Source organism: Dactylosporangium sp. NPDC048998 (genome assembly GCF_043197855.1).
Classification (GTDB): Bacteria; Actinomycetota; Actinomycetes; order Mycobacteriales; family Micromonosporaceae; genus Dactylosporangium.
Genome location: NZ_JBICTV010000054.1, coordinates 1 through 19,382, shown reverse-complemented (window position 1 = coordinate 19,382; position 19,382 = coordinate 1). Strand labels below are relative to the sequence as shown.

Here is a 19,382-nt window from a genome sequence, read left to right as displayed (position 1 = left end):
ACCGGCTCGCGCCGGCTCAGCCGCCGTCGGGGTCGAGCCGGTAGCCGGCGCCGCGCACGGTGCGGATGGCGGTCCGGCCGTACGGGTGGTCGATCTTCTTGCGCAGGTATCCGATGTACACCTCGACGATGTTCGGATCGCCGTCGAAGTGGGCGTCCCACACGTTCTCGATGATCGCGGTGCGGCTCAGCACGTCGCCGGGGTGGCGCAGCATGAACTCGAGCAGCGCGAACTCCCGCGCCGTCACCGAGATCTCGTCGCTGCCGCGGGTGACCCGCCGCTGCACCGGGTCGAGCCGCAGGTCGCCGGCGCTGAGCACGACGGGCCGCTGCGGCGCGCCCCGCCGGATGAGCGCCCGCAGCCGCGCCACCAGCACCACGAACGAGAACGGCTTGGTGAGGTAGTCGTCGGCGCCGAGGTCGAACGCGTCGGCCTGGTCGTACTCGCCGTCCTTCGCGGTGAGCATGAGCACCGGCGTCCACACCTCGCGCTCGCGCAGCTGCCGGCACACCTCGTAGCCGGACAGCCCGGGCAGCATGATGTCGAGCACGAGCGCGTCGTAGGCGCCGTACGGCGTCTCGGTCGCCGCCCAAAGGCCGTCCACGCCGGTGTGCATCATGTCGACGGTGAACCCCTCGGCCGCGAGCCCGTCGCGGATCGTCTCGGCGAGGTCCACCTCATCCTCGACCACCAGCACGCGCACGGCGCCCACCCCCCAATCTGCGTGACGTCACACGTTCACACTGCGATCCTGAATCAATCCTGAGGACGACGGGGTATTCAGCCCGCTTTCAGGTGGGCCGGGTCACCATGGTGTGTGCCACCGCCCGACCGCCCCCGCCCCGCCGTCCTCGTCGCTGCCCTCGCCGCGCTCGCCCTCGCCGCGCTGAGCGCCCTGGTCGCCGCCCGGGCGTCCGCGCTGCTGCGCGCCGACGCGGCGGTGAGCGCGGCCGCCGGCCGGTTCACCGCCGGCCACGGCTGGTGGCACTCGGCGATGGCGGCGATCACGCACAGCGCCGACACCGCCGTGCTGATCGTCGTGCTCATCGCCAGCCTCGCCGCGTGCCTGCTGGCCCGCCGGTGGTGGGCGGCGCTCTTCGTGGCCGCCGCCGCCGCGCTCGGCACCGGCGCGCGGCTGACGCTGCTGTACCTCATCGCCCGGCCCCGCCCCGAGCACCGGCTCGCCGGCGCGTCCGGCTTCTCGTTCCCGTCCGGGCACACCACGTCGTCCGCGCTCGTCGCCGGCGCCGTGATCGTGCTCGGCCTGGCCGTGCTGCGCCCCCGGTGGGCGCGGCGGACCCTCGTCGCCGCCGCCCTGGCCTGGGCGGCGCTGGTCGGGGTGAGCCGGGTCGCGCTGGTGGTGCACTGGCCCACCGACGTGCTCGGCGGCTGGCTGCTGGCCACGACCGTGATCACGTCCCTCGCGTTCGCACTCCACAGGAAGGTCGACCTTCATGCATCGGCGAACTCTGCTCATGGCGGCGGGAGCCGCGGCGCTCGGCGGCTGTGACGCCCCGGCGCCGTCCCCGGGCGTCACCAGCCCACACCCCGCGCAGGCGGGATCCGGATCCCGGCCCGGGTCCCCGTCCGCGACCCCGGCGAGCCCCGCGCCGAGGGCACTGCCCGCGGAGGTGGACAGCGGCCCGCGGGACGTGCCCGCCGTCGCCCTCACGTTCCACGGGCAGGGCGAGCCGGGCGTGGTCGGCGGCCTGCTCGACGCGCTGGCCGCCGAGCGCGTCCACGTCACCGTGCTGGCCGTCGGCGTATGGCTGCGCCAACAGCCCGCCCTCGCCCGCCGCGTGCTGGCCGACGGCCACGAGCTGGGCAACCACACCCTGAACCACGCCGCCATCGCGAGCATGTCCGAGGCGCAGGCCTACGCCGAGATCGACGGCTGCGCCGCGGAGCTGCGCGACGTGAGCGGCTCGATCGGGCGCTGGTTCCGCCCGTCGCAAACCCAGCACAGCACCGCGCGGATCCGGGCGCAGGCGGCCCGGGCCGGCTACCCCACCTGTCTGTCATACGACATTGACTCGCTGGACTACACGGACCCGGGCGCCGACGCCGTGGTTCGCACTACGCTGCAGGGCGTGCGAAACGGCTCGATCGTCAGCCTTCACTTCGGCCATGCGGGCACCGTCACCGCGATACCGAAGCTCCTCGCCGGCCTGCGCGAGCGCGGCCTGCGCCCGGTGACCGCCTCGGAGCTGTTCGCGTGACCGCCCGGATCCGGGCGCTGATCGCGCTCGCCGGCACCGTCGTGCTGCTCGCCGGCGGCTGCTCCTCCCAGGCCGCCGGGGGTGCGCACTCCGGGCAGCACCCGGCCGGCCCCGGCGACGACAACGCGCCGGCCAACATGTCGGACATGCCGGGCATGGGCGGATCGGCCGGGCCGTCGGGCAACGCGGGCACGAGCCCCGGCCCCGGGCTGCCGGGCATGCCGCCGCTGCTCGACCCGCACGACGTCTACGCCGCCGACCGGCCGGGCGCGTTCTCCCCGGTCGTGAAGGACGACCCGGTCCGGGTGTACGTGCCGAATCTCGGCAGCGACAGCGTGTCGGTCATCGACCCGGCCACGTTCAAGGTCATCCAGACCGTGCACGTGGGCGGCGGGCCGCAGCACGTGGTGCCGTCGTGGGACCTGCGCACCCTGTGGGTCAACGACAACACCGGCAATGCGCTCGTCCCGGTCGACCCGGCGACGGGCACGTTCGGCAAACCGATCGCGGTCGACGACCCGTACAACCTGTACTTCACGCCCGACGGCCGCTACGCGATGGTGATGTCCGAGGCGCGGCACAAGATCGTCTTCCGGGACCCGCACACGATGGCGATCAGCCACGAGCTCACCGTCGGCTGCGCCGGGGTCAACCACGCCGACTTCTCGCCCGACGGCCGGTACTTCATCGCCACCTGCGAGTTCTCCGGCGACCTGATCAAGATCGACGTGCAGCGGCAGGAGGTCATCGGCCAGCTGCACCTCAGCGGCCAGCACCCGATGCCGCAGGACATCAAGATCTCGCCGGACGGCAGCACCTGGTACGTCGCCGACATGCACACCTCCGGGGTCTGGGTGCTCGACGGCGACCAGTTCAAGGTCCGCACGTTCATCCCCACCGGCGCCGGGGCGCACGGGCTCTACGTCAGCCGCGACTCGAGGTACCTCTACATCGCCAACCGCGGCGAGGGCTCGGTATCGCTGCTGGAGTTCGCCACCGGCCAGCTCGTCGCCAAGTGGCGCATCCCCGGCGGCGGCAGCCCCGACATGGGCGGCGTGTCGGCCGACGGCACGGTGCTGTGGCTGTCGGGCCGCTACAACGGCGAGGTGTACGCGCTGTCGACCGCCGACGGCCACCTGCTGGCCCGGATCAAGGTCGGCACCCAGCCACACGGCCTGTGCGTCTGGCCCCAGCCGGGCCGCTACTCACTCGGCCACACCGGCATCCTGCGCTGACGAGCGGTTTCGAAAACATCGCCGGAGGGCCGGCCCGCGGGCGCGCGGCCGGCCTCGGTGAACCACTCGCGCCCGGCCACGGCCCGGAACAGCGGCCCCGGCAGCCGCGACAACAGCGCCAGGGTGCGCACGCCGCCGCCCCCCTCGCCCTGGCTGGCGTGGGCGCGCATCGCGGCGCGTTTCTGGCGGTGGTACCCCCTGACGTCCACCACGTGCGTGATCTCCCGCCGCTCGCTGAACGCCGTCGCGGCGCCGCCCAGCGGTAGCGACGGCAGCAGCCGCCCGGCCAGACGCAGCACCGCGAGCACCGGCCGCAGCGCCGAGCGGTCGATGGTGGCCTGCAGCAGCACCGGCGTCCCGGCGAGGCGCGCGGCGGCCGCGGCGACGCGGTGCACCTGCACGTGGTCGGGGTGCCCATACCCGCCGCGCGGGTCGTACCCGGTCACGACGTCGGCACGCTCCTCGCGCAGGATCGCGGCCAGCTTCTGCGCGGCCTCCTCGACGGGCACGTCGGCGAACCGCCGCGCATCCGTCGCCGCCCGGGCATCGAGCCCGGAGTCGGCGTAGCCGAGCGTCTCCACCCGGGCGCACCCGAGCGCGTCCGCGGCCGCGAGCAGCTCCCGGCGGCGCCGATCGGCGAGCCCCGCGCCGGTCGCCCCGGCGGACAGCCCGGCCTCCCCGAGTGTGGCGGTGACCAGCACGACCCGGTGCCCCTCCGCGGCCGCCCGGGCCAGCGTCCCGCCGGTCAGCAACGTCTCGTCGTCGGGATGGGCGTGAAACGCGACGAGCGTAAAGGTCATGCGCCCTCCTCGCTTCGCTCGTCGGTTGCGTGACCTGAAGGCTGAGCCAGCCGGTGCCCGGCCCCTCCGCCCAGTCTGGCTCGATGAGGCTTCGCGAAGATCGACCCAGACCAGGCGCCGCTTCGCTCCGGACCGGTCATGCGGCCTCGCCGAGGGGAGTGCGGCGGCCCAGGAACGCGGCGGCCCGCGCGTAGAGCGCGTCGGCGGCGTCGAGCACGGTCTCCCAGCGTACGACCGGCGCCACCGCCCGGTTGTGCCGCGCCACCGCCGCTGCCCGGCCCGGCTCGTCCAGCAGCCCGCCGAGCGTCGCGCGCAGCTCCTCGTCGGACTGGACCAGCCACCCCTCGACGCCGTGGCGGATGAAGTCCGCGACCCCGCTGCCGGCCCGCGCCACCACCGGGAGGCCGGCGCTGCGCGCCTCCAGCGCCGCGATGCCGAACGACTCCCGTGGCGCCGGCGCGACGTACACGTCGGCGGAAGCCAGCAGCGCCCGGATCGCGCTGCGGTCCAGTGCCCCGGTGAGGTGGATGTCCGCCCCGGCGCCCGCGGCGGCGATCTCGCGGCGCAGGCCGGGCAGCAGCGGGCCGTCGCCGACGAGCACCGCGCGAAACCGGCCCGGGTGCGACTCGCGCAACGCGAGCAGGGTGCGCAGCAGCGCCTTGGGTCGCTTGCGCCGGACCATGCGCATCACGCTGATCAGCGTCGGCACGGGCGCGCCGGGCCTGACCAACCCCGTAGCCGGGTCTGGGGCGGGCAGCAGCCACGCGGCCGGGTCGATGCCGTTGGGCAGGACGGCGACCGGCGTGCCGTCGAGGGCGTCGCGGACCGCGGACGCGGCGGCGCTGCTGACCGCGGCCCACTGCACGGGCCAGGCGGCGGCGTCCTGCCAGCGGGCGAAGCGGCGTACCAGCGGCACGATGTCGTGCCACATCGAGTGCACCGACACGACCGTGGGCGGGCCGCCGGCCGCCGCGAGCCGGGCCGCCGTCCACGCCAGCGGCGAGAACGCGGAGACGTGGGCGTGCACCGCCTCGACGCCGTACGCCGCCAGCACCTCGCCGAGTGCGCGGGCGCCGAACGCCCGGTACGGCCCGGCGCCGAGGCCGGCGGTGTCCCGCCCGACCCGCAGCACCGGCACGTCACCGGGGCGCAGGGCGGCGGGCCGGTTCGCCGCGGGCGGCGCGGTGGTGGTGAGCACGAAGGTCTCGTGGCCGATCGTGTACTGCCGGGAGGCCAGGTCGTGGACCTGCAGCTCGACGCCGCCGAGCCGGGGCAGGTACACGTCGGTGACATGGGCTATGCGCATGGACGGGGGCCTCCTGAGATGGGGCAGGCTCACGTGGCGAAGCGCCGGCCGAGCAGCCACAGCGCCGTGGCCAGACCGCCGACGGGGATCTCGGCGACGAAGACGAATGCGCGGTACAGCAGGACGCCCGCCAGTGCCCCGGTGGGGTCCACGCCGAGGGCGATGAGAACGGCGATCGTACCCGCCTCGACCACGCCGGCGCCGCCCGGCGTGATCGCCGCGAGGGTCAGCACGCGTTCTGCGACGAGGCCGGCGAGCACCACCGGCACCGGCAGGTGCACGCCGATCGCGATCAGGCAGAGCCAGAGCAGGGCGCCCTGCAGGAGCCAGTACCCGGCCATGCCCCAGCTGAGCTCCGCCCACCGCCGTCGCACGAGCCGGTCGGTGCCGTCCAGCAGCGCGGCCGTCGCCGCCGTCCAGCCCGGCTCCGCCGCGTCGGGAGAGCGGCGGGGACGCCGGGCCCACACCCGCTCGGCCAGCGCGACCAGCCGCAGCAATGGTGTGGCCCGGCCCACGAGGGCGGCGACGACGAGCATCCCGGCGGCAGCCGCGGCGGCCGCGCACACCAGCCACAGCAGCCCGTGCCCGACCGGGCCCGCGTCGGCGAGCAGCAGCAGGGCGACCGCGACCAGCGGCATCATGAGCTTCGCGACGAGGTCCCAGGCCTTCGAGACCACCACGAACCTGGCGAACTCCAGGCCGGTGTGCCCCCAGCCGCGGACCATGCCGAGGTTGAGCGCGGTGCCGGCCACCCCGCCGAGCGGCAGCACGTTGGCCACGGCGCTGCCGGACAGGTTCAGCGTCAGCGCCCGGCGGTGGCTGAGCCCCGGCAGCGAGGCGGTGAGCACAGTCGTGTGCACGCACAACCCCAGCAGCCACACCACGCCGAGCCCCAGCGGCCAGCGCCAGCCCAGGTTCGTGATCAGGTGCCACGCCTGCGACCACGAGGCGCCGACAGCCGACAGATGCACCGCCGACCACACCACGATCGCGACGCCGATCAAAAGCAGCGCCGCCCGGCGCCCGCGGCCCGGCGCGGCATCGCGCGGCGCGACGTCCGAGCTACCCGTCCGGCCCATGCGATCCTCCCCCGTGCGCCACACCACTGTCGAGTCGCTCAAGGTCGCAGACGGCTGCTGAAAGAACGCTGAATAGTGTCCGTGACCGATTGTGACACCTATGATGACGTACACACTGGAAAAGCTGGACCGACCGCGGCCGTTTGTGATCAGGACCGCGGCGGGGCGGTGCTCTCCCGGACCACCAGTTCGGTCGCCAGCTCGATGCGCGGCGACTCGATCCGCTCGCCGTTGACGATGCGCAGCAAGGTGCGGGCGGCGGCGACGCCCATCTCGTGCAGCGGCTGACGGACCGTGGTCAGCGGCGGCGCGGTCCACTGCGCGAAGTTCAGGTCGTCGAAGCCGACCACGCTGACGTCGCCGGGGATGGTCAGCCCGGCCCGGCGCACCGCCTCGTAGACGCCGGTGGCCTGCTGGTCGCTGCCGGCGAACACCGCGGTCGGCGGGTCGCCGAGCGCCAGCAGCGCCTCGGCCGCGTGCAGGCCGCCGTCGTGGTGAAAGTTCCCGTACCGCACCAGCTGCCGGTCGACCGGCAGCCCCGCCGACTCGAGCGCCGCCCGGTAGCCGGCGATGCGGGCGCGGGTGCACTGGAACTGCTCGTGCCCGCCGATCGCGGCGATGCGCCGGTGCCCCAGCCCAGCCAGGTGCTCGGCCGCCGCGTACCCGCCGGCGAAGTTCGTCGCGCCGATCGACGGCGTGCCGGGCGGCGGCTGGTTGACCGCGTCGACGATGACGAACGGCAGGTTGCGCCGGCGCAGGTCCTCGTGCTGGCGTTCGGCCAGCTCGGACAGCACCAGGATCGCGCCCTCGGAGCCGCGGGCCAGCAGCGACTCGACCCACCGCCGGGTCAGCGACTGCCGGTTGTGCACCGCGGAGACGACCAGCCCCAGCCCGGCCTCCTCGACAACCTCCTCGACGCCGGTGAGGATCGACAGGCCCCAGACGCTGTCCAGGTCGTTGATGACCAGGTCGAGGAGGCCGGTGCGCCGGCGCCGGCCGTTCTTCGCCGCGCGCGGCCGCTGGTAGCCGCGCTCGGCCAGCAGCCGCTCGACGGTCTGGCGGGTCTTCGCCGAAACGTCCGTGTGGCCGTTGAGGACCTTCGAAACCGTGGAGACGGCGACGCGCGCCTCCCTGGCGATTTCGGCCATCGTCGGCCTGCCGTTCGGCGTCATGACGTCACCTGTGGGGTTTCGAAAACGGTGGGGGTCTCGTGAGCGGCCACCGTACACCCCGCGAAATGTTTACCGAAAGTGCGGGCGCGATTTCGGAACCGTCCGGGATCCCGGGTCGCCGGGACAGGCGGCTCTGCCGCCCGGGACACGCCGGCGGCGACCCTGATCGGCAACACCGTCGATCAGGGAAAGGACCCGGCCAATGGACATCCGCACCGTCTCGCGGTTCGCCGCCGTGGCATCGCTCGCCGTCGCGGGCGTCGCCTCCGCGATCCCGCTCGTCGTCACCGAGGACGACGAGGCGCCCGCCGCGCAGCAGCTCGACGCGTACGCCGCCCACTCCGGCATAGCCACCGCCTCCAACGTCCTGCTCATCGCGCTGATCGCGCTCGTGCCGGCGATGGTTTACGCCGGCCGGGTCGCCCGCCGCGGCGCGCCGGTGCTCGGGTTCATCGGCGGCGGCCTGAGCGCGCTGGCCTGGCTCGCCGGGCTGATGAGCATCGGCGCGCAACAGATCGGCCTCGCCGAGTGACGAGAGCCCGCCGCGGGCCGGCCGTCGAGGCCATTTGACAAGTATTGACAGATCTCGCGATTCGCGAGAACCTTCACGAGCGTCGATTTCGGCGGTCGGCGGCCACTCACCGGTTGATCGATCGGAGCGACGTGAGAAGGCTGCTGTGCAACGCCCTGGCCGCCGTGGTTGCGGCCGCCGTGACCGTCATCGCCGCCGGGGCGCCAGCCCGGGCCGCCGTGCCCGCCGACCTGACGACCCTCGTCAATCCGATGATCGGGACGCAGAAGGAGGGCAACACCTTCCCCGGCGCGGCCCTGCCGTTCGGGATGGTGCAGGTCAGCCCCGACACCGGCTGGGGCACCGGCTACAACTACGACCAGACGAAGATCTGGGGCTTCTCGCAGACGCACCTGTCCGGCGTCGGCTGCCCGGTCGCCGGCGAGGTGCCGCTCATGCCGACGGTCGGCGCGGTCAGCTCCAGCGACCCCAACGCCTACGGACAGGCGCTCAACCACGCCCAGGAGCAGACCGCGCCGGGCTACTACCGCGTCGGGCTCCCCAACGGCGTCACCACCGAGCTCACCGCGACGCTTCGCACCGGCTGGCAGCGGTACACCTTCCCGGCCGGCACCCAGTCCAACGTGCTGTTCAACACCGCACAGGCGCGCGGCCAGGCGACCGGGGCCAGTAGCTCCTCGGTGTCCATCGTGGGCAGCGACACGGTCGAGGGGTCGGTCACCACGACCGGCTTCTGCGGCCCGTCGCCAGCGCACACGGTGTACTTCACCGCGCAGTTCAGCCGCCCGTTCGCCGCGTTCGGCACGTGGTCCGGCTCGACGTTCAGCGCCGGGTCGCGCACCGCCAGCGGCAGCGGCGCCAAGGGCGGCTGGGTGCGCTTCGACACGAGCGCCGACCGGGTGGTGACGGCGAAGGTCGGGCTGTCCTACACCGGCCCGGCGGGCGCGCGGGCCAACCTGGCCGCGGAGACGTCGTCCGCAGGGTTCGACTTCGACACGGTACGGCAGGCCGCCCGCGACACCTGGAACGCCAAGCTACACAAGATCGAGGTGGACGGCGGCGCCGCGGACCGGCAGGTCGCCTTCTACACCTCGCTCTACCACGCCCTGCTGCACCCCAACCTCGCCGGCGACGTGGACGGCACCTACCGCGGCTTCGACAACGCCAACCACACCGCGGCGGGGTACACGCCCTACCAGACGTTCTCCCTGTGGGACACCTACCGCGCGCAGAACCAGCTCGTCGCGCTGCTGGAGCCGCAGGTGGCCCGGGACTCCGCGCTGTCGCTGCTGTCCGTCGACCGGGAGCTGGGCTGGCTGCCCCGCTGGGCGCTGGACAACACCGAGACCAACACGATGACAGGCGACCCGGTCACGCCCTTCCTCGTCGACCTGTGGGCCCGCGGCCTGCTGTCCGGCTACGAGGAGCAGTTCTACGCCGCACTGCGCAAGAACGCGCTCGGCACCCCGCCGGCCTCGACCGGGCTCAACGGCCGCAACGGCAACCCGTACTACGCCGCGCTCGGGTACGTCCCGACCGGCGTGGTGTGCAACCCGACAGCGATGTTCGACCACGACTGCCAGTACCCGAGCTCGGCGACCCTGGAGTACGCGGCCGCCGACTCCGCCCTCGCCATCATGGCCCGGGCGCTCGGGCACACCGCCGACGCCGACCTGCTCGCCGCGCGCGGCCAGAACTACCGCAACCTCTTCGACCCGTCGATCGGGTTCTTCCGGCCGCGCAACGCCAACGGGGTCTTCGCCACGCCGTACTCACCCACCGACGGCGCGCACACCTTCCACGAGGCCGGCGCGTACCAGTACCAGTGGCTCGTGCCGCAGGACCCCGACGGCCTCGTGGCGCTGCTCGGCGGCAAGGCGGCCGCGAACACCCGCCTCGACCAGTTCTTCGCCTACGGCGACCTGCTCGCCGACCCGTCCGGCACGGCGCACAACAAGTGGGTCAACGGCGCCTACGACTACTACAGCTTCACCACGTACAACCCGAACAACGAGCCGGACCTGCTCGCGCCCTACACCTACCTGTGGACCGGCCAGCCCTACAAGACCGCGACGGTACTGCGGGCCGCCTTCACCCTCTTCGCCAACGGCCCCAACGGCGTCACCGGCAACGACGACCTCGGCACCATGTCGGCCTGGTACGTGTTCTCGTCACTGGGCCTGTACCCGCTCATGAACGGCGCGAACTTCTACGGCGTGAGCACGCCCCAGTTCCCCTCGGCGCGGCTCACCGTCGGATCGTTCGGGTCCCAACAGGGCGGTACCGTCACCATCTCCGCCCCCGGCGTCACCGACGCGAACCGCTACATCGCCACCGCGACCCTCGGCGGCACCGCCTTCACCCGCACCTGGCTGTCGCAGGCCGACCTCGCCCACGGCGCCGCGCTCGCCTACACCGTGGCCGGCGCCCCCGGCACCTGGGGCACCGGCGCCGCCGACACCCCGCCGTCGTCCAACCACACCACCCCGCCGGCCCCGCAGCCCAACCTGGCCCAGGGCCGCGCCGCCACCGGCTCGGCCGCCTGCGCCACCACCGAAGGGCCGGACAAGGCCGTCAACGGCAGCGTCACCGGCGGAAACACCGACAAGTTCTGCTCCCTGGCCGGCCCGGCCTGGCTGCAGGTCGACCTCGGCTCGGCGCAGTCGCTGACCCGGCTGGTCGTCAAGCACGCCGGCGCCGGCGGCGAGCAGGCGGCGTTCAACACCAGGGCGTTCACCATCCAGCTGTCCACCGACGGCAGCACCTGGCAGACCCCGGTCACGGTCGCGAACAACACCGACCCCGTGACCACGCACGAGATCCCGGCCACGACCGCACGGTACGTCCGGCTCAACGTCACCACGCCGACCCAGAACACCGACACCGCCACCCGGATCTACGAGCTGGAGGCGTACGGCGGCGGCACCGCGCCCTCCAACCTGGCGCTGAACCGGCCCGCCACCGGCACCACCGCGTGCGCGGCCACCGAGGGCCCGGAGAAGGCGGTCAACGGCAGCGTCACCGGCGGCAACTCGGACAAGTTCTGCTCCGCGGTCGCCGGCGCCTGGCTGCGGGTGGACCTCGGCGCGACCCGCCCGATCGTCCGCTTCGAGGTCGCCCACGCCCAGGCCGGCGGCGAGCCGGCCACGTACAACACGAAGGCGTTCACGATCGAGGTCTCCACCGACGGCAGCACCTGGACGAAGGTCGTCGACGTCACCGGCAACACGGCGGCGAACACCACGCACCCGGTCAGCGGCGTCTCCGGCCGGTACGTCAGACTCAACCTCGTCACGCCGACGCAGACCACCGACCCGGCGGCCCGCATCTACGAACTGCGGGTGTTCGGGTGAGCGGAACCGGGTGAGCCAACCGGGTGAGCCGGGTGAGGCGGGCGGGTGATTCGTCTGCTCACCCGGTCCGGAAGGGATCGGCGAGCGCTGATGAGGCTTACCGTCGGCTCATGCCTCCGGTCCTCGTCCGCCCGTACGTCCGGGCCATCCCGATCACCCATGTCGCACCCGCCCACCAGGGCCGCTCGTTCGTGCCGCCACCCCGGACGGCACCGCCCGACTACCGCCCGCGCCACTCCACCGCAGGGGACCCAGTCGCCCCGGCGCCGGCCCAGCCGGCCCGGCCGACCCGGCCGGCTGGGGCGGCGCGGGCGGTCGTGGCGGTGCGCCCGGTTCGCCCGGGGCGCCCCGCCGGGCCGGCGCACGCGGTCGCGACCGTGCGGGCGGACGGACCGGCGCGGCCGGCCGGAGCGCGTCATCTGGCTCAGCCGGCCCGGTCGGGCCGGTCGGCCCATGCGGTGCGGCCGAAGCGGCGCCGGACCCCCGCCCTCGCCTGGGGCGCGCTGCTGATTACGCTCGCCGCGACCGGGCTGTCGATGCGCGCCGGCGAGCTGGGGGAGGGCACCCTCACCGCCGCCGAGGCGGGGCGGCTGCAGATGGCGATCGTCCCGGCGCCGACCGCCGCCCCGGCGGTACCGTCGCGTGATCGGGAGGCCAAGCGCCTCCCCGACGCCCCCGTCCGGCCCGCGCGCTCCTGATACCCACGGCCGGTATGCTTCCCGGACCGGCCGCACCGCGCGGGCCGCGCGGCGTGGGACGGACGGGCAGATGGAGCAGCAAGAGCGCGAGGTGCTCGACTGGCAGACGTTCGGCTCGGCGGCCCGCGCGCTCGCGCAGGCCGTCGCCGACGACGGCTTCCGGCCCGACCTGGTCCTCAGCGTCGCGCGCGGCGGGCTGCTCGTGGCGGGCGCGCTGAGCTACGCGCTGGACGTCAAGAGCATCCACATGATCGAAATGCGTAGCGCGCAGACCCCCGGCTTTAGCCGTGGGGTTGGCGCGTCAACTCCGTACGGCCGTTGGTTACGCTGCGGTCGAACAGCAACGTCGTCTTCCAGTGCGTCTTCCACGTGGTGTGGTGGCCGGTCGACTGCGGCGGGCGCTCGCGGGGACAGATCGAGGAACGCTGCAGCAATTCGTCCGTGAGGTGGTGCAGGAGAAGGGGGCGTGGCTGGTGGCCTTGGAGGTCATGCCCGACCACGTGTACCTGCTGGTTGAGGTCGACCCGCAGTTCGGTGTCCACAAGCTGGTCAAGGCCGTCAAGGGCCGCACGTCGCGGGTACTGCGAGAAGAGTGCCTGTCGCTGCGTTCGCGTCTGCCGACGCTGTGGACCAACTCGTACTTCGTGGCGAGCGCTGGGGGTGCTGCGCTGGCGGCGGTCAAGCGGTACGTCGAGCAGCAGCAGGGCCGCTGAATGCTGACCGGCCGCCGGTACCTGCTCGCGCTCACCGACGAACAGGCCGTCTACGCTGAACAGGTTGGTGCGATCTGCCGGGCGGTGTGGAACACGGCGCTGGAGCAGCGACGCGAGTACCGGCGGCGTGGCGCATTCATCTCCTATGTGGAGCAGGCCCGGCAGATGGCCGAGGCGAAGCGGGACCCGGCCTGCCAGTGGCTGGCTGATGCGCCGTCGCACTGTCTGCAGCAGACCCTGCGGGACCTGGACAAGGCGTGCCGCACGCACGGCACGTGGCGGGTGCGGTGGCGGTCCAGGACGCGCACCGCGCCGTCGTTTCGGTTCCCTGACCCTGGCCAGATCACGGTGAGGCGGTTGAACCGGCGGTGGGGTGAGGCCAGGTTGCCCAAGTTCGGCCCGGTCCGGTTCCGCTGGACCCGCGCCATCGGTGGCGCGATCCGCAACGCCACCGTCTCCCGCGACGGCGGCCGCTGGTACATCTCGTTCTGCGTCGAGGACGGCGTGGTCGAGCCGGCCCCGAACGGCAGGCGGCCGGTCGGGGTTGACCGGGGTGTGGCGGTCGCGGTCGCCACCTCCGACGGCGACCTGCACGACCGTACCTTCGCCACTGCTGGCGAGGTCGCCCGGCTCAAGCGGTTGCAGCAACGCCTGTCCCGGTCCCTGCGTGTCCACGGCCGTCACCGCCGATCCAAGCGCCGCGACGCGGTACGCGCCCAACTCGGTCGACTGCACACCCGCATCCGGGCGCGGCGGACCGACTTCGCCGCGCAGACCGCCGTGCGACTTGTGCGTGACCACGGCCTGGTCGTGGTCGAGGACCTGCGGGTGCAGAACATGACGGCCAGTGCGAAGGGCACCGCCGACCGGCCCGGCCGCAACGTCCGGCAGAAGGCCGGCCTGAACCGGGCCATCCTGGACAAGGGCTGGGGCGGGTTCCTGCTGGCCCTGGAACACGCGGCCCGCTACCACGGCGCGACCGTGGTCAAGGTCAATCCTGCGTTCACGTCGCAGACCTGCAACGCCTGTAGGCATGTCGCCCGGGAGTCCCGCGAGAGCCAAGCGGTCTTCCGGTGCGTCGCCTGCGGGCACCAGGCGCACGCCGACGTCAACGCAGCAAGAAACATTCTGGCCGCCGGGCTGGCGGTCACCGGGCGTGGAGACCTCGCCGCTGGGCGGTCCGTGAAACGCCAACCACCCGAACGGCTCGCGGCGTGAACGCGCCTCAGCCACGGGAATCCCCCGCCCTTGGGCGCGGGGAGGAAGTCAAGAACGTGCTGTACTACACCGGCGTCGGCCAGCGCCTGTGCGCCCCCGTCATCCTCGAGCCCACGCCCGACCCCGGCGAGCTGTCCGGCGCCCGGGTGCTCATCGCCGACGACGTCGCCGACACCGGCGCCACGCTCGAGGTGGTGCGCGACTTCTGCGTCGGGCGGGTTGCCGAGGTGCGCTGCGCGGTGCTGTACGAGAAGCCACAGTCGACGGTGGCGTGCGAGTACGTGTGGCGGCGCACCGACCGCTGGATCACCTTCCCGTGGTCGAGCCTGCCGCCGGTGACCGACCCGGAGGCGGCCGTCACGGGCTGAACGCGGCATGACGTCCGGCGCCGTGAAAGGGTGACGATGCGACGTCGGGGCTGACATCTGCGGTACCGTGTGGGGGCTCGCGCACAGGGAGTGAGGCGGTGGCGGGCACCACCCTGCGCGGGCTGGCGCCCGGCGACCACGTGTGCGTGCTCCACGCCGGCCCGGCGGGCCGCTCCGGCGTGCTCGAGGCGTTCATCCTGCCCGCGCTGGACAGCGGCGACAAGGTCCTCTGCTACACCGCCCGGGTGGCGCCCGCGGTCGTCGCCGAGTCTCTCGAGGCCGCCGACCCCGCGCGCGTGAGGCGCTGCGCAGCGGGCAGTTCGTGATCACCGGCGCCCGGGTGAGCTACCTGACCTCGGGCGTGTTCGACCTGGAGCGGGGCATCGACGTGGTGCGCGAGAAGCTGGACCGGATCCGCGAGGCCGGCTACCAGGGCGTGCGGGTGATCGGCGACATGAGCTGGGCGGCGGACCCGGTCCCCGGGACCGACCGGCTGGCCTGGTATGAGGCCGAGGTCAACCGGGTCCTCGCCGCCGGGCTCGCCTGTGTGGCCTGCCTGTACGACCGTAGCGCGTTCGCGCCGGCGCGCCTGCGCCAGTACATCCAGGCCCGTCCCGCCATCATGGAGCCGGGCGTCTCCCGGATCCCGCAGCTGCGGCTGCGGTACACCAGCGACCCGCGCGGCCTGGCGGTCGCCGGCGAGGCCGACATCGCCAACCGGGCGGCGCTGGCCGCCGTGCTGGCCCCCTGCCCCCGGCCGGATCGTCGTGGCGGTTACCGACCACGGCCCGAGCGTGTCGGACCCGCTCGCCGGCCTGCGGCCGACGGGCGCGGCGACCGGCGGCCTGGGCCTGTGGGTCGCCCACCAGGTCTGCGCGTTCGTGTCCATGCAGCACCGCGACGGCATCTTCACCGTCCGCCTCGTCGCCGGCCGGCCCCACCCCTGACGGCGCCCGGGGCGGGGCGGCTGAGGGGGCCGGGCCGGCGAACCCGCCGGCCCGGCCCCGCAAACCGCCTTACTGGTTCCAGACCTGGAACTCCGACACCTGGCCCGCCGGCCAGCCGGTGTTCGCGCTGATCGTCACCCGCCAGTACCGCTGCGTCGCCGCGGGGAAGGTGATCGTGACGGTGTTGTTCGACGCGGGGGAGAACGTGTACGTCGCGGACGCCACCACCGTGGCGAACGACGATCCGTCGGCCGAGGCCTGCAGCGTCAGCGTCTGATTGCGGGCGCCCCACGACGCCGGCAGCTGCAGCACGACCCGGGTCGCCTGGCGGGACGCGCCCAGGTCGACCTGCACCCACTGCGGGAACGCGTTGTTGGCGCTCTCCCAGTAGCTGCCCTGGTCACCGTCGGTCACGTTCGACGAGGCGTACACCTGGGTGTGCGACGACTCGGCGGTCGGCCGGCCCGCGGCCAGGTTGGTCGGGGTCGTTCCGCCGCCGGCGGTGAACTGCAGGCTGTTGATGTTCCAGCCGGCGTTGTCCTGCGCGAGGGTCAGGATCTGGCGACCGGCCGGCAGGGTGAGCGTCGCGGTGACGGTGGTCCAGGTCTGCCAGCCGCCGGTCGCCGGGATGTTCACCGCGCCGGTGAGGTTGGCGCCGGAGGCGTCGGCCAGGTGCAGGGCACCGGTCACGGCGCTCGGGGCGGCGACCCGGGCGCTGACCGTGTAGGCGCCCGCGGTGGCCACGTTGACGGTGTAGCGGAACCACTGGCCGGCGCTCGTCCAGCCGAGGTTGTAGCCGCCGCCGGTGTCGGACGTGGCCTCCAGGTCGACGCCGTCACTTCGGTAGGCGTTGCCGGTGCCGTTGACCGACGTGACGTTGTACGCCAGGCCCTGGCCGCCAGTGTCGTAGTTCTCGGCCTGGACCGTGCCGGGGATCGCGGCGGGGGTGCCGCCGTACGGGGCCTCGACCGGGCCGCCGCCCTGCCAGCTGTTGCCGCTCAGCGTCGCGGCGAAGCCGCCGGAGTTGTTCAGGTACGCCGACGCCCCGGCGCGCAGCCCGGTAACCGTGTTGCCGGTGATGGCGGCGGAGCCGCTCGGCGCCGGGTAGAACGGCGGCGCGACGACGATCCCGTTGCGCCACGGCGACGTGACGGTGTTGTTCTGCAGCTGGGTGTTCGTCGACGTGGAGAACCCGACGCCGTCGTAGAGCGCGTCGACGACGGTGTTGTTGGTGACGGTGACCCGGTCGACGACGCCGACGTTCTGGCCGTCGCCGCCGTTGCCCACGTGCAGCGCCGGCTGGCCCTGGTTGTAGCCGTTGCCGCCGGAGCGCGCCACGACGTTGCCGTTGACGGTGGCGCCGAGCAGGTCGTTGCCGTTGACGCCGAACCGGCCGGCGCCGAGGCCGATGTAGCGCGCCGTGTCGCTGATCGCGTTGTACTCCACGTCGTGCCCGCTGCCGCCGTAGATGCCGATGCCCTTGCCGCCCCACGGCGCGATCACCGTGTTGTGGGTGAACGAGACGTTCGACATCGGGGTGTAGTACGTCCGGTTGCCGCTGCCGTCGGTGTTGTAGTTGACGGAGTTGATGGCCATGCCGTCGTCGCCGGTGCCGCGCACGAAGTTGTTCGTCGCGGTCAGGTTGTTGCCGACCGAGTTGTTCAGCGAGACGTTGTTGAGGTTGATGCCGTCGGCCCAGATCGTGGTGAGGCGGCTGTTGCGCACGGTACCGCCGGTGCCGGAGGCCCAGAAGCCCGACAGGGTGTGCTGGGTCCAGATGTCGTCGGCGACCCAGTTGGTGCCGGTGGTGTCCATCGCGCCGCCGGCGCCGTCGACCGTGGCCCGGCTGGTGGCGTTGGAGTCGATGTGGAAGTCCTTGACCGTGCACGACGTCACCTGGAAGACCGCGCCCAGCGGGGTGTTGTTCGGCAGCGGTACCGCGCGGTAAATGGTGCTGTACCAGGGCCCCGCGCCGGCGATGGTGATCCCCTGGGCTTGCAGGCCGTTCGTGCCCTTCAGGTAGAACGTCCCGGCCGGGATCCACAGGATCTTCCCCTGGGCCTGCGCCTGGTTGATGCAGCTCTGGATGGCCCCGGTGCTGTCCACGCCCGAGTTGTCGGCCACCGCGCCGCAGGAGGTGATGGAGATGGAGTTCGCCGGCTGGGCGATGGGCCCCGGCGGGTTCTCCACGTCGACGACGTCGATGTCGTAGTACGCCGCGGTGTTCGCCGCGTCCTTCTGCAGCGCGAACGTGCCGCCCGGCGCGATCGGCGTCCCGGTGACGAAGGTGCTGGCCTCGTCGAAGAAGACACGCGGGTTGCCGTCGGCGGGGTTCTGGTCGCTGCTGTCGTTGTAGTGGTTGTTGCCCTCGTAGACCCAGGTCTGCTTCGAGCTGAGGTTGAGGGCCTGGCGGAACGCGCCGTCGACGTACAGGTTCAGCGTGGCGGTGATCCCGCCTCCGGTGGCCGAGTCCGGGATGCTCGCGCGCACGACGAGCGCGCTGATCGGGCGGCCGGTGTTGTTCGTCCACTGCACGCGCTGGCCGGGGCCGGCCAGGTGCACGTACGCGTGGCCGGACGCCTCCAGGGCGGGGCTGGAGTACTGCGTGGTCGGCGCCGCCGTCAGCGACACAGTGCTGGCGCCACCGCCGAGCGTGCCGGCCTCGGCCTCGTAGCTGGTGAACGGCGTGCTCGCCCCGGCGGCCGGCGCGGCAGCGGCCGGCGCCGGGGGCACCGCGGCGAGCAGCGCGCCGGCCAGGACGGCGGCGGCCGCCGGAGCCAGCAGGCGGCGCGCGCCATTGATCGATGGTCGTCTCATCGGAGTCCTCCTCGGACCTGCGGTACGTAGCGGCGTACCTCGCGGTCCGTGAGCGCACCGCCGACGCGCGGTTCGGAACGCGACTGACGCAAGTATTTGCATACAACGCTTCGAACTGCCGCCCGTCAAGAGTCATGTTTTGCAGCTTCCTCAGCAAAATTTCGACGGACCAGGATCGTGCGGGCGCGGTGCACGCGCCGCGGCCCCGCCGCCCCGCCGAAGTGGGGAGGCTGCCGGTTACCTTTTGGGTAGCTAGCAGCTGGTTCGTTGAGTATCTCTAGCGATCTTTCGCGAGCTATGATGCTCAGCGTGAACTTGAAGGAGTGGGCGGCGTCGCAGGGCGTCGCGTACATCACCGCGCGGCGGCAGTACGCGGCCGGGACGCTTCCCGTTCCCACGTACCGCCTCGGGCGGCTCATCATGGTCGGTGAGCCGCTGGCCGGCGCGATGCCGGCCGTCGGGCAGACCGTGGTGTATGCCCGGGTGTCGTCGGTTGACCAGAAGGCGGACCTGGACCGGCAGGTGGCCCGGGTTGCTGTGTGGGTGACCGGGCAGAAACTCGCCGTCGACCGGGTGGTGACCGAGGTCGGTTCCGCGCTCGACGGGCACAGCAAGAAGTTCCTCGCCCTGCTGCGTGACCCGGCTGTGTCGACGATCGTGGTCGAGCACCGGGACAGGTTCGCCCGGTTCGGCGCCGAGTATGTCGAGGCCGCGCTGTCGGTGCAGGGCCGTCGCCTGCTGGTGGTCGACCCGGCCGGGGTCGACGACGACCTCGTGGACGATGTCACCGAGATCCTGACCTCACTGTGCGCCCGCCTGTACGGCCGCCGCGCCGCCGTGAACCGTGCCCGCCGTGCTGTCGAAGCCGCCACCGGTGATGGCCCGGCGTGAAGGTGGTCCAGGCGTACCGGTTCGCGCTCGACCT

General features: G+C 73.0%; 17 protein-coding genes and 2 pseudogenes. 13 read left to right on the top strand and 6 right to left on the bottom strand.

Features of this window, described 5'->3' with window-relative positions; translation table 11 throughout:
- Positions 1-16 precede the first annotated feature (16 nt).
- Positions 17-703, bottom strand: coding sequence for a response regulator transcription factor (locus ACGFI8_RS45345; protein WP_392814655.1), 687 nt, complete (start codon positions 701-703; stop codon positions 17-19).
- 114 nt (positions 704-817) lie between these two features.
- Between ACGFI8_RS45345 and ACGFI8_RS45340 the strand changes: the two genes are divergently transcribed.
- From ACGFI8_RS45340 to ACGFI8_RS45330, 3 genes are read left to right on the top strand one after another with little or no spacing between them, the layout of a single operon-like run.
- Positions 818-1,510 carry a phosphatase PAP2 family protein gene (locus ACGFI8_RS45340; RefSeq protein WP_392814652.1) on the top strand — a complete coding sequence of 231 codons (693 nt, stop codon included), beginning with the start codon at positions 818-820 and terminating at the stop codon, positions 1,508-1,510.
- Positions 1,455-2,219, top strand: coding sequence for a polysaccharide deacetylase family protein (locus ACGFI8_RS45335; protein WP_392814650.1), 765 nt, complete (start codon positions 1,455-1,457; stop codon positions 2,217-2,219). Before ACGFI8_RS45340 ends, ACGFI8_RS45335 begins: the two co-directional genes overlap by 56 nt.
- Positions 2,216-3,454, top strand: a complete 1,239-nt coding sequence (locus ACGFI8_RS45330) for a YncE family protein (protein WP_392814647.1) — start codon at positions 2,216-2,218, stop codon at positions 3,452-3,454. Before ACGFI8_RS45335 ends, ACGFI8_RS45330 begins: the two co-directional genes overlap by 4 nt.
- On the opposite strand, the gene ACGFI8_RS45325 is transcribed toward ACGFI8_RS45330, so the two are convergent.
- From ACGFI8_RS45325 to ACGFI8_RS45310, 4 genes are all read right to left on the bottom strand, one after another.
- Positions 3,421-4,254, bottom strand: a complete 834-nt coding sequence (locus tag ACGFI8_RS45325; protein WP_392814646.1) for a PIG-L deacetylase family protein — start codon at positions 4,252-4,254, stop codon at positions 3,421-3,423. The two genes, ACGFI8_RS45330 and ACGFI8_RS45325, sit on opposite strands and share 34 nt — an antisense overlap.
- A 136-nt stretch (positions 4,255-4,390) precedes the next feature.
- A complete protein-coding gene (locus tag ACGFI8_RS45320) occupies positions 4,391-5,560 on the bottom strand; it encodes a glycosyltransferase family 4 protein (RefSeq protein ID WP_392814644.1) in 1,170 nt (389 codons plus the stop codon).
- Between the two features lie 29 nt (positions 5,561-5,589).
- Positions 5,590-6,639, bottom strand: coding sequence for a YbhN family protein (locus tag ACGFI8_RS45315; protein ID WP_392814641.1), 1,050 nt, complete (start codon positions 6,637-6,639; stop codon positions 5,590-5,592).
- 149 nt (positions 6,640-6,788) lie between these two features.
- Positions 6,789-7,811: a LacI family DNA-binding transcriptional regulator gene (locus ACGFI8_RS45310; protein ID WP_392814639.1), complete on the bottom strand. Its 1,023-nt coding sequence runs from the start codon at positions 7,809-7,811 to the stop codon at positions 6,789-6,791.
- A 202-nt stretch (positions 7,812-8,013) separates the two neighbouring features.
- On the opposite strand from ACGFI8_RS45310, the gene ACGFI8_RS45305 reads away from it, so the two are divergent.
- The 9 genes and pseudogenes from ACGFI8_RS45305 to ACGFI8_RS45265 all read left to right on the top strand — a co-directional run bounded on the left by ACGFI8_RS45305 (position 8,014) and on the right by ACGFI8_RS45265 (position 15,640).
- On the top strand, positions 8,014-8,343 hold the full coding sequence (locus tag ACGFI8_RS45305; RefSeq protein WP_392814636.1) for a hypothetical protein: 330 nt from the start codon (positions 8,014-8,016) through the stop codon (positions 8,341-8,343).
- Positions 8,344-8,474: 131 nt separating this feature from the next.
- Positions 8,475-11,696 (top strand): GH92 family glycosyl hydrolase, encoded by a 3,222-nt coding sequence (locus tag ACGFI8_RS45300; RefSeq protein ID WP_392814633.1) that lies wholly within the window; start codon positions 8,475-8,477, stop codon positions 11,694-11,696.
- A 110-nt stretch (positions 11,697-11,806) separates the two neighbouring features.
- Complete coding sequence (locus tag ACGFI8_RS45295; RefSeq protein WP_392814630.1) at positions 11,807-12,394, top strand: hypothetical protein; 588 nt, start codon at positions 11,807-11,809, stop codon at positions 12,392-12,394.
- 318 nt (positions 12,395-12,712) lie between these two features.
- Positions 12,713-13,107 (top strand): annotated as a pseudogene (gene tnpA / locus ACGFI8_RS45290) (IS200/IS605 family transposase).
- Positions 13,108-14,325 (top strand): RNA-guided endonuclease InsQ/TnpB family protein, encoded by a 1,218-nt coding sequence (locus ACGFI8_RS45285; RefSeq protein ID WP_392814627.1) that lies wholly within the window; start codon positions 13,108-13,110, stop codon positions 14,323-14,325.
- Between the two features lie 56 nt (positions 14,326-14,381).
- Positions 14,382-14,693 (top strand): phosphoribosyltransferase, encoded by a 312-nt coding sequence (locus tag ACGFI8_RS45280; protein WP_392814624.1) that lies wholly within the window; start codon positions 14,382-14,384, stop codon positions 14,691-14,693.
- Between the two features lie 98 nt (positions 14,694-14,791).
- Positions 14,792-15,019: a hypothetical protein gene (locus ACGFI8_RS45275; RefSeq protein WP_392814621.1), complete on the top strand. Its 228-nt coding sequence runs from the start codon at positions 14,792-14,794 to the stop codon at positions 15,017-15,019.
- A pseudogene (locus ACGFI8_RS45270) lies at positions 15,016-15,237 on the top strand (MEDS domain-containing protein); the annotation flags it as partial. The gene ACGFI8_RS45275 and the pseudogene ACGFI8_RS45270, both read left to right, overlap by 4 nt.
- A 223-nt stretch (positions 15,238-15,460) precedes the next feature.
- A complete protein-coding gene (locus tag ACGFI8_RS45265; protein ID WP_392814684.1) occupies positions 15,461-15,640 on the top strand; it encodes a hypothetical protein in 180 nt (59 codons plus the stop codon).
- Positions 15,641-15,709: 69 nt separating this feature from the next.
- Here the strand turns inward: ACGFI8_RS45265 and ACGFI8_RS45260 are convergent, their stop codons facing one another.
- Entirely contained in the window at positions 15,710-18,457 is a 2,748-nt protein-coding gene (locus tag ACGFI8_RS45260) for a carbohydrate-binding protein (RefSeq protein ID WP_392814620.1), read from the bottom strand.
- 309 nt (positions 18,458-18,766) lie between these two features.
- Between ACGFI8_RS45260 and ACGFI8_RS45255 the strand changes: the two genes are divergently transcribed.
- Positions 18,767-19,348 carry an IS607 family transposase gene (locus ACGFI8_RS45255; RefSeq protein WP_392814617.1) on the top strand — a complete coding sequence of 194 codons (582 nt, stop codon included), beginning with the start codon at positions 18,767-18,769 and terminating at the stop codon, positions 19,346-19,348.
- The last annotated feature ends 34 nt before the right edge of the window (positions 19,349-19,382 follow it).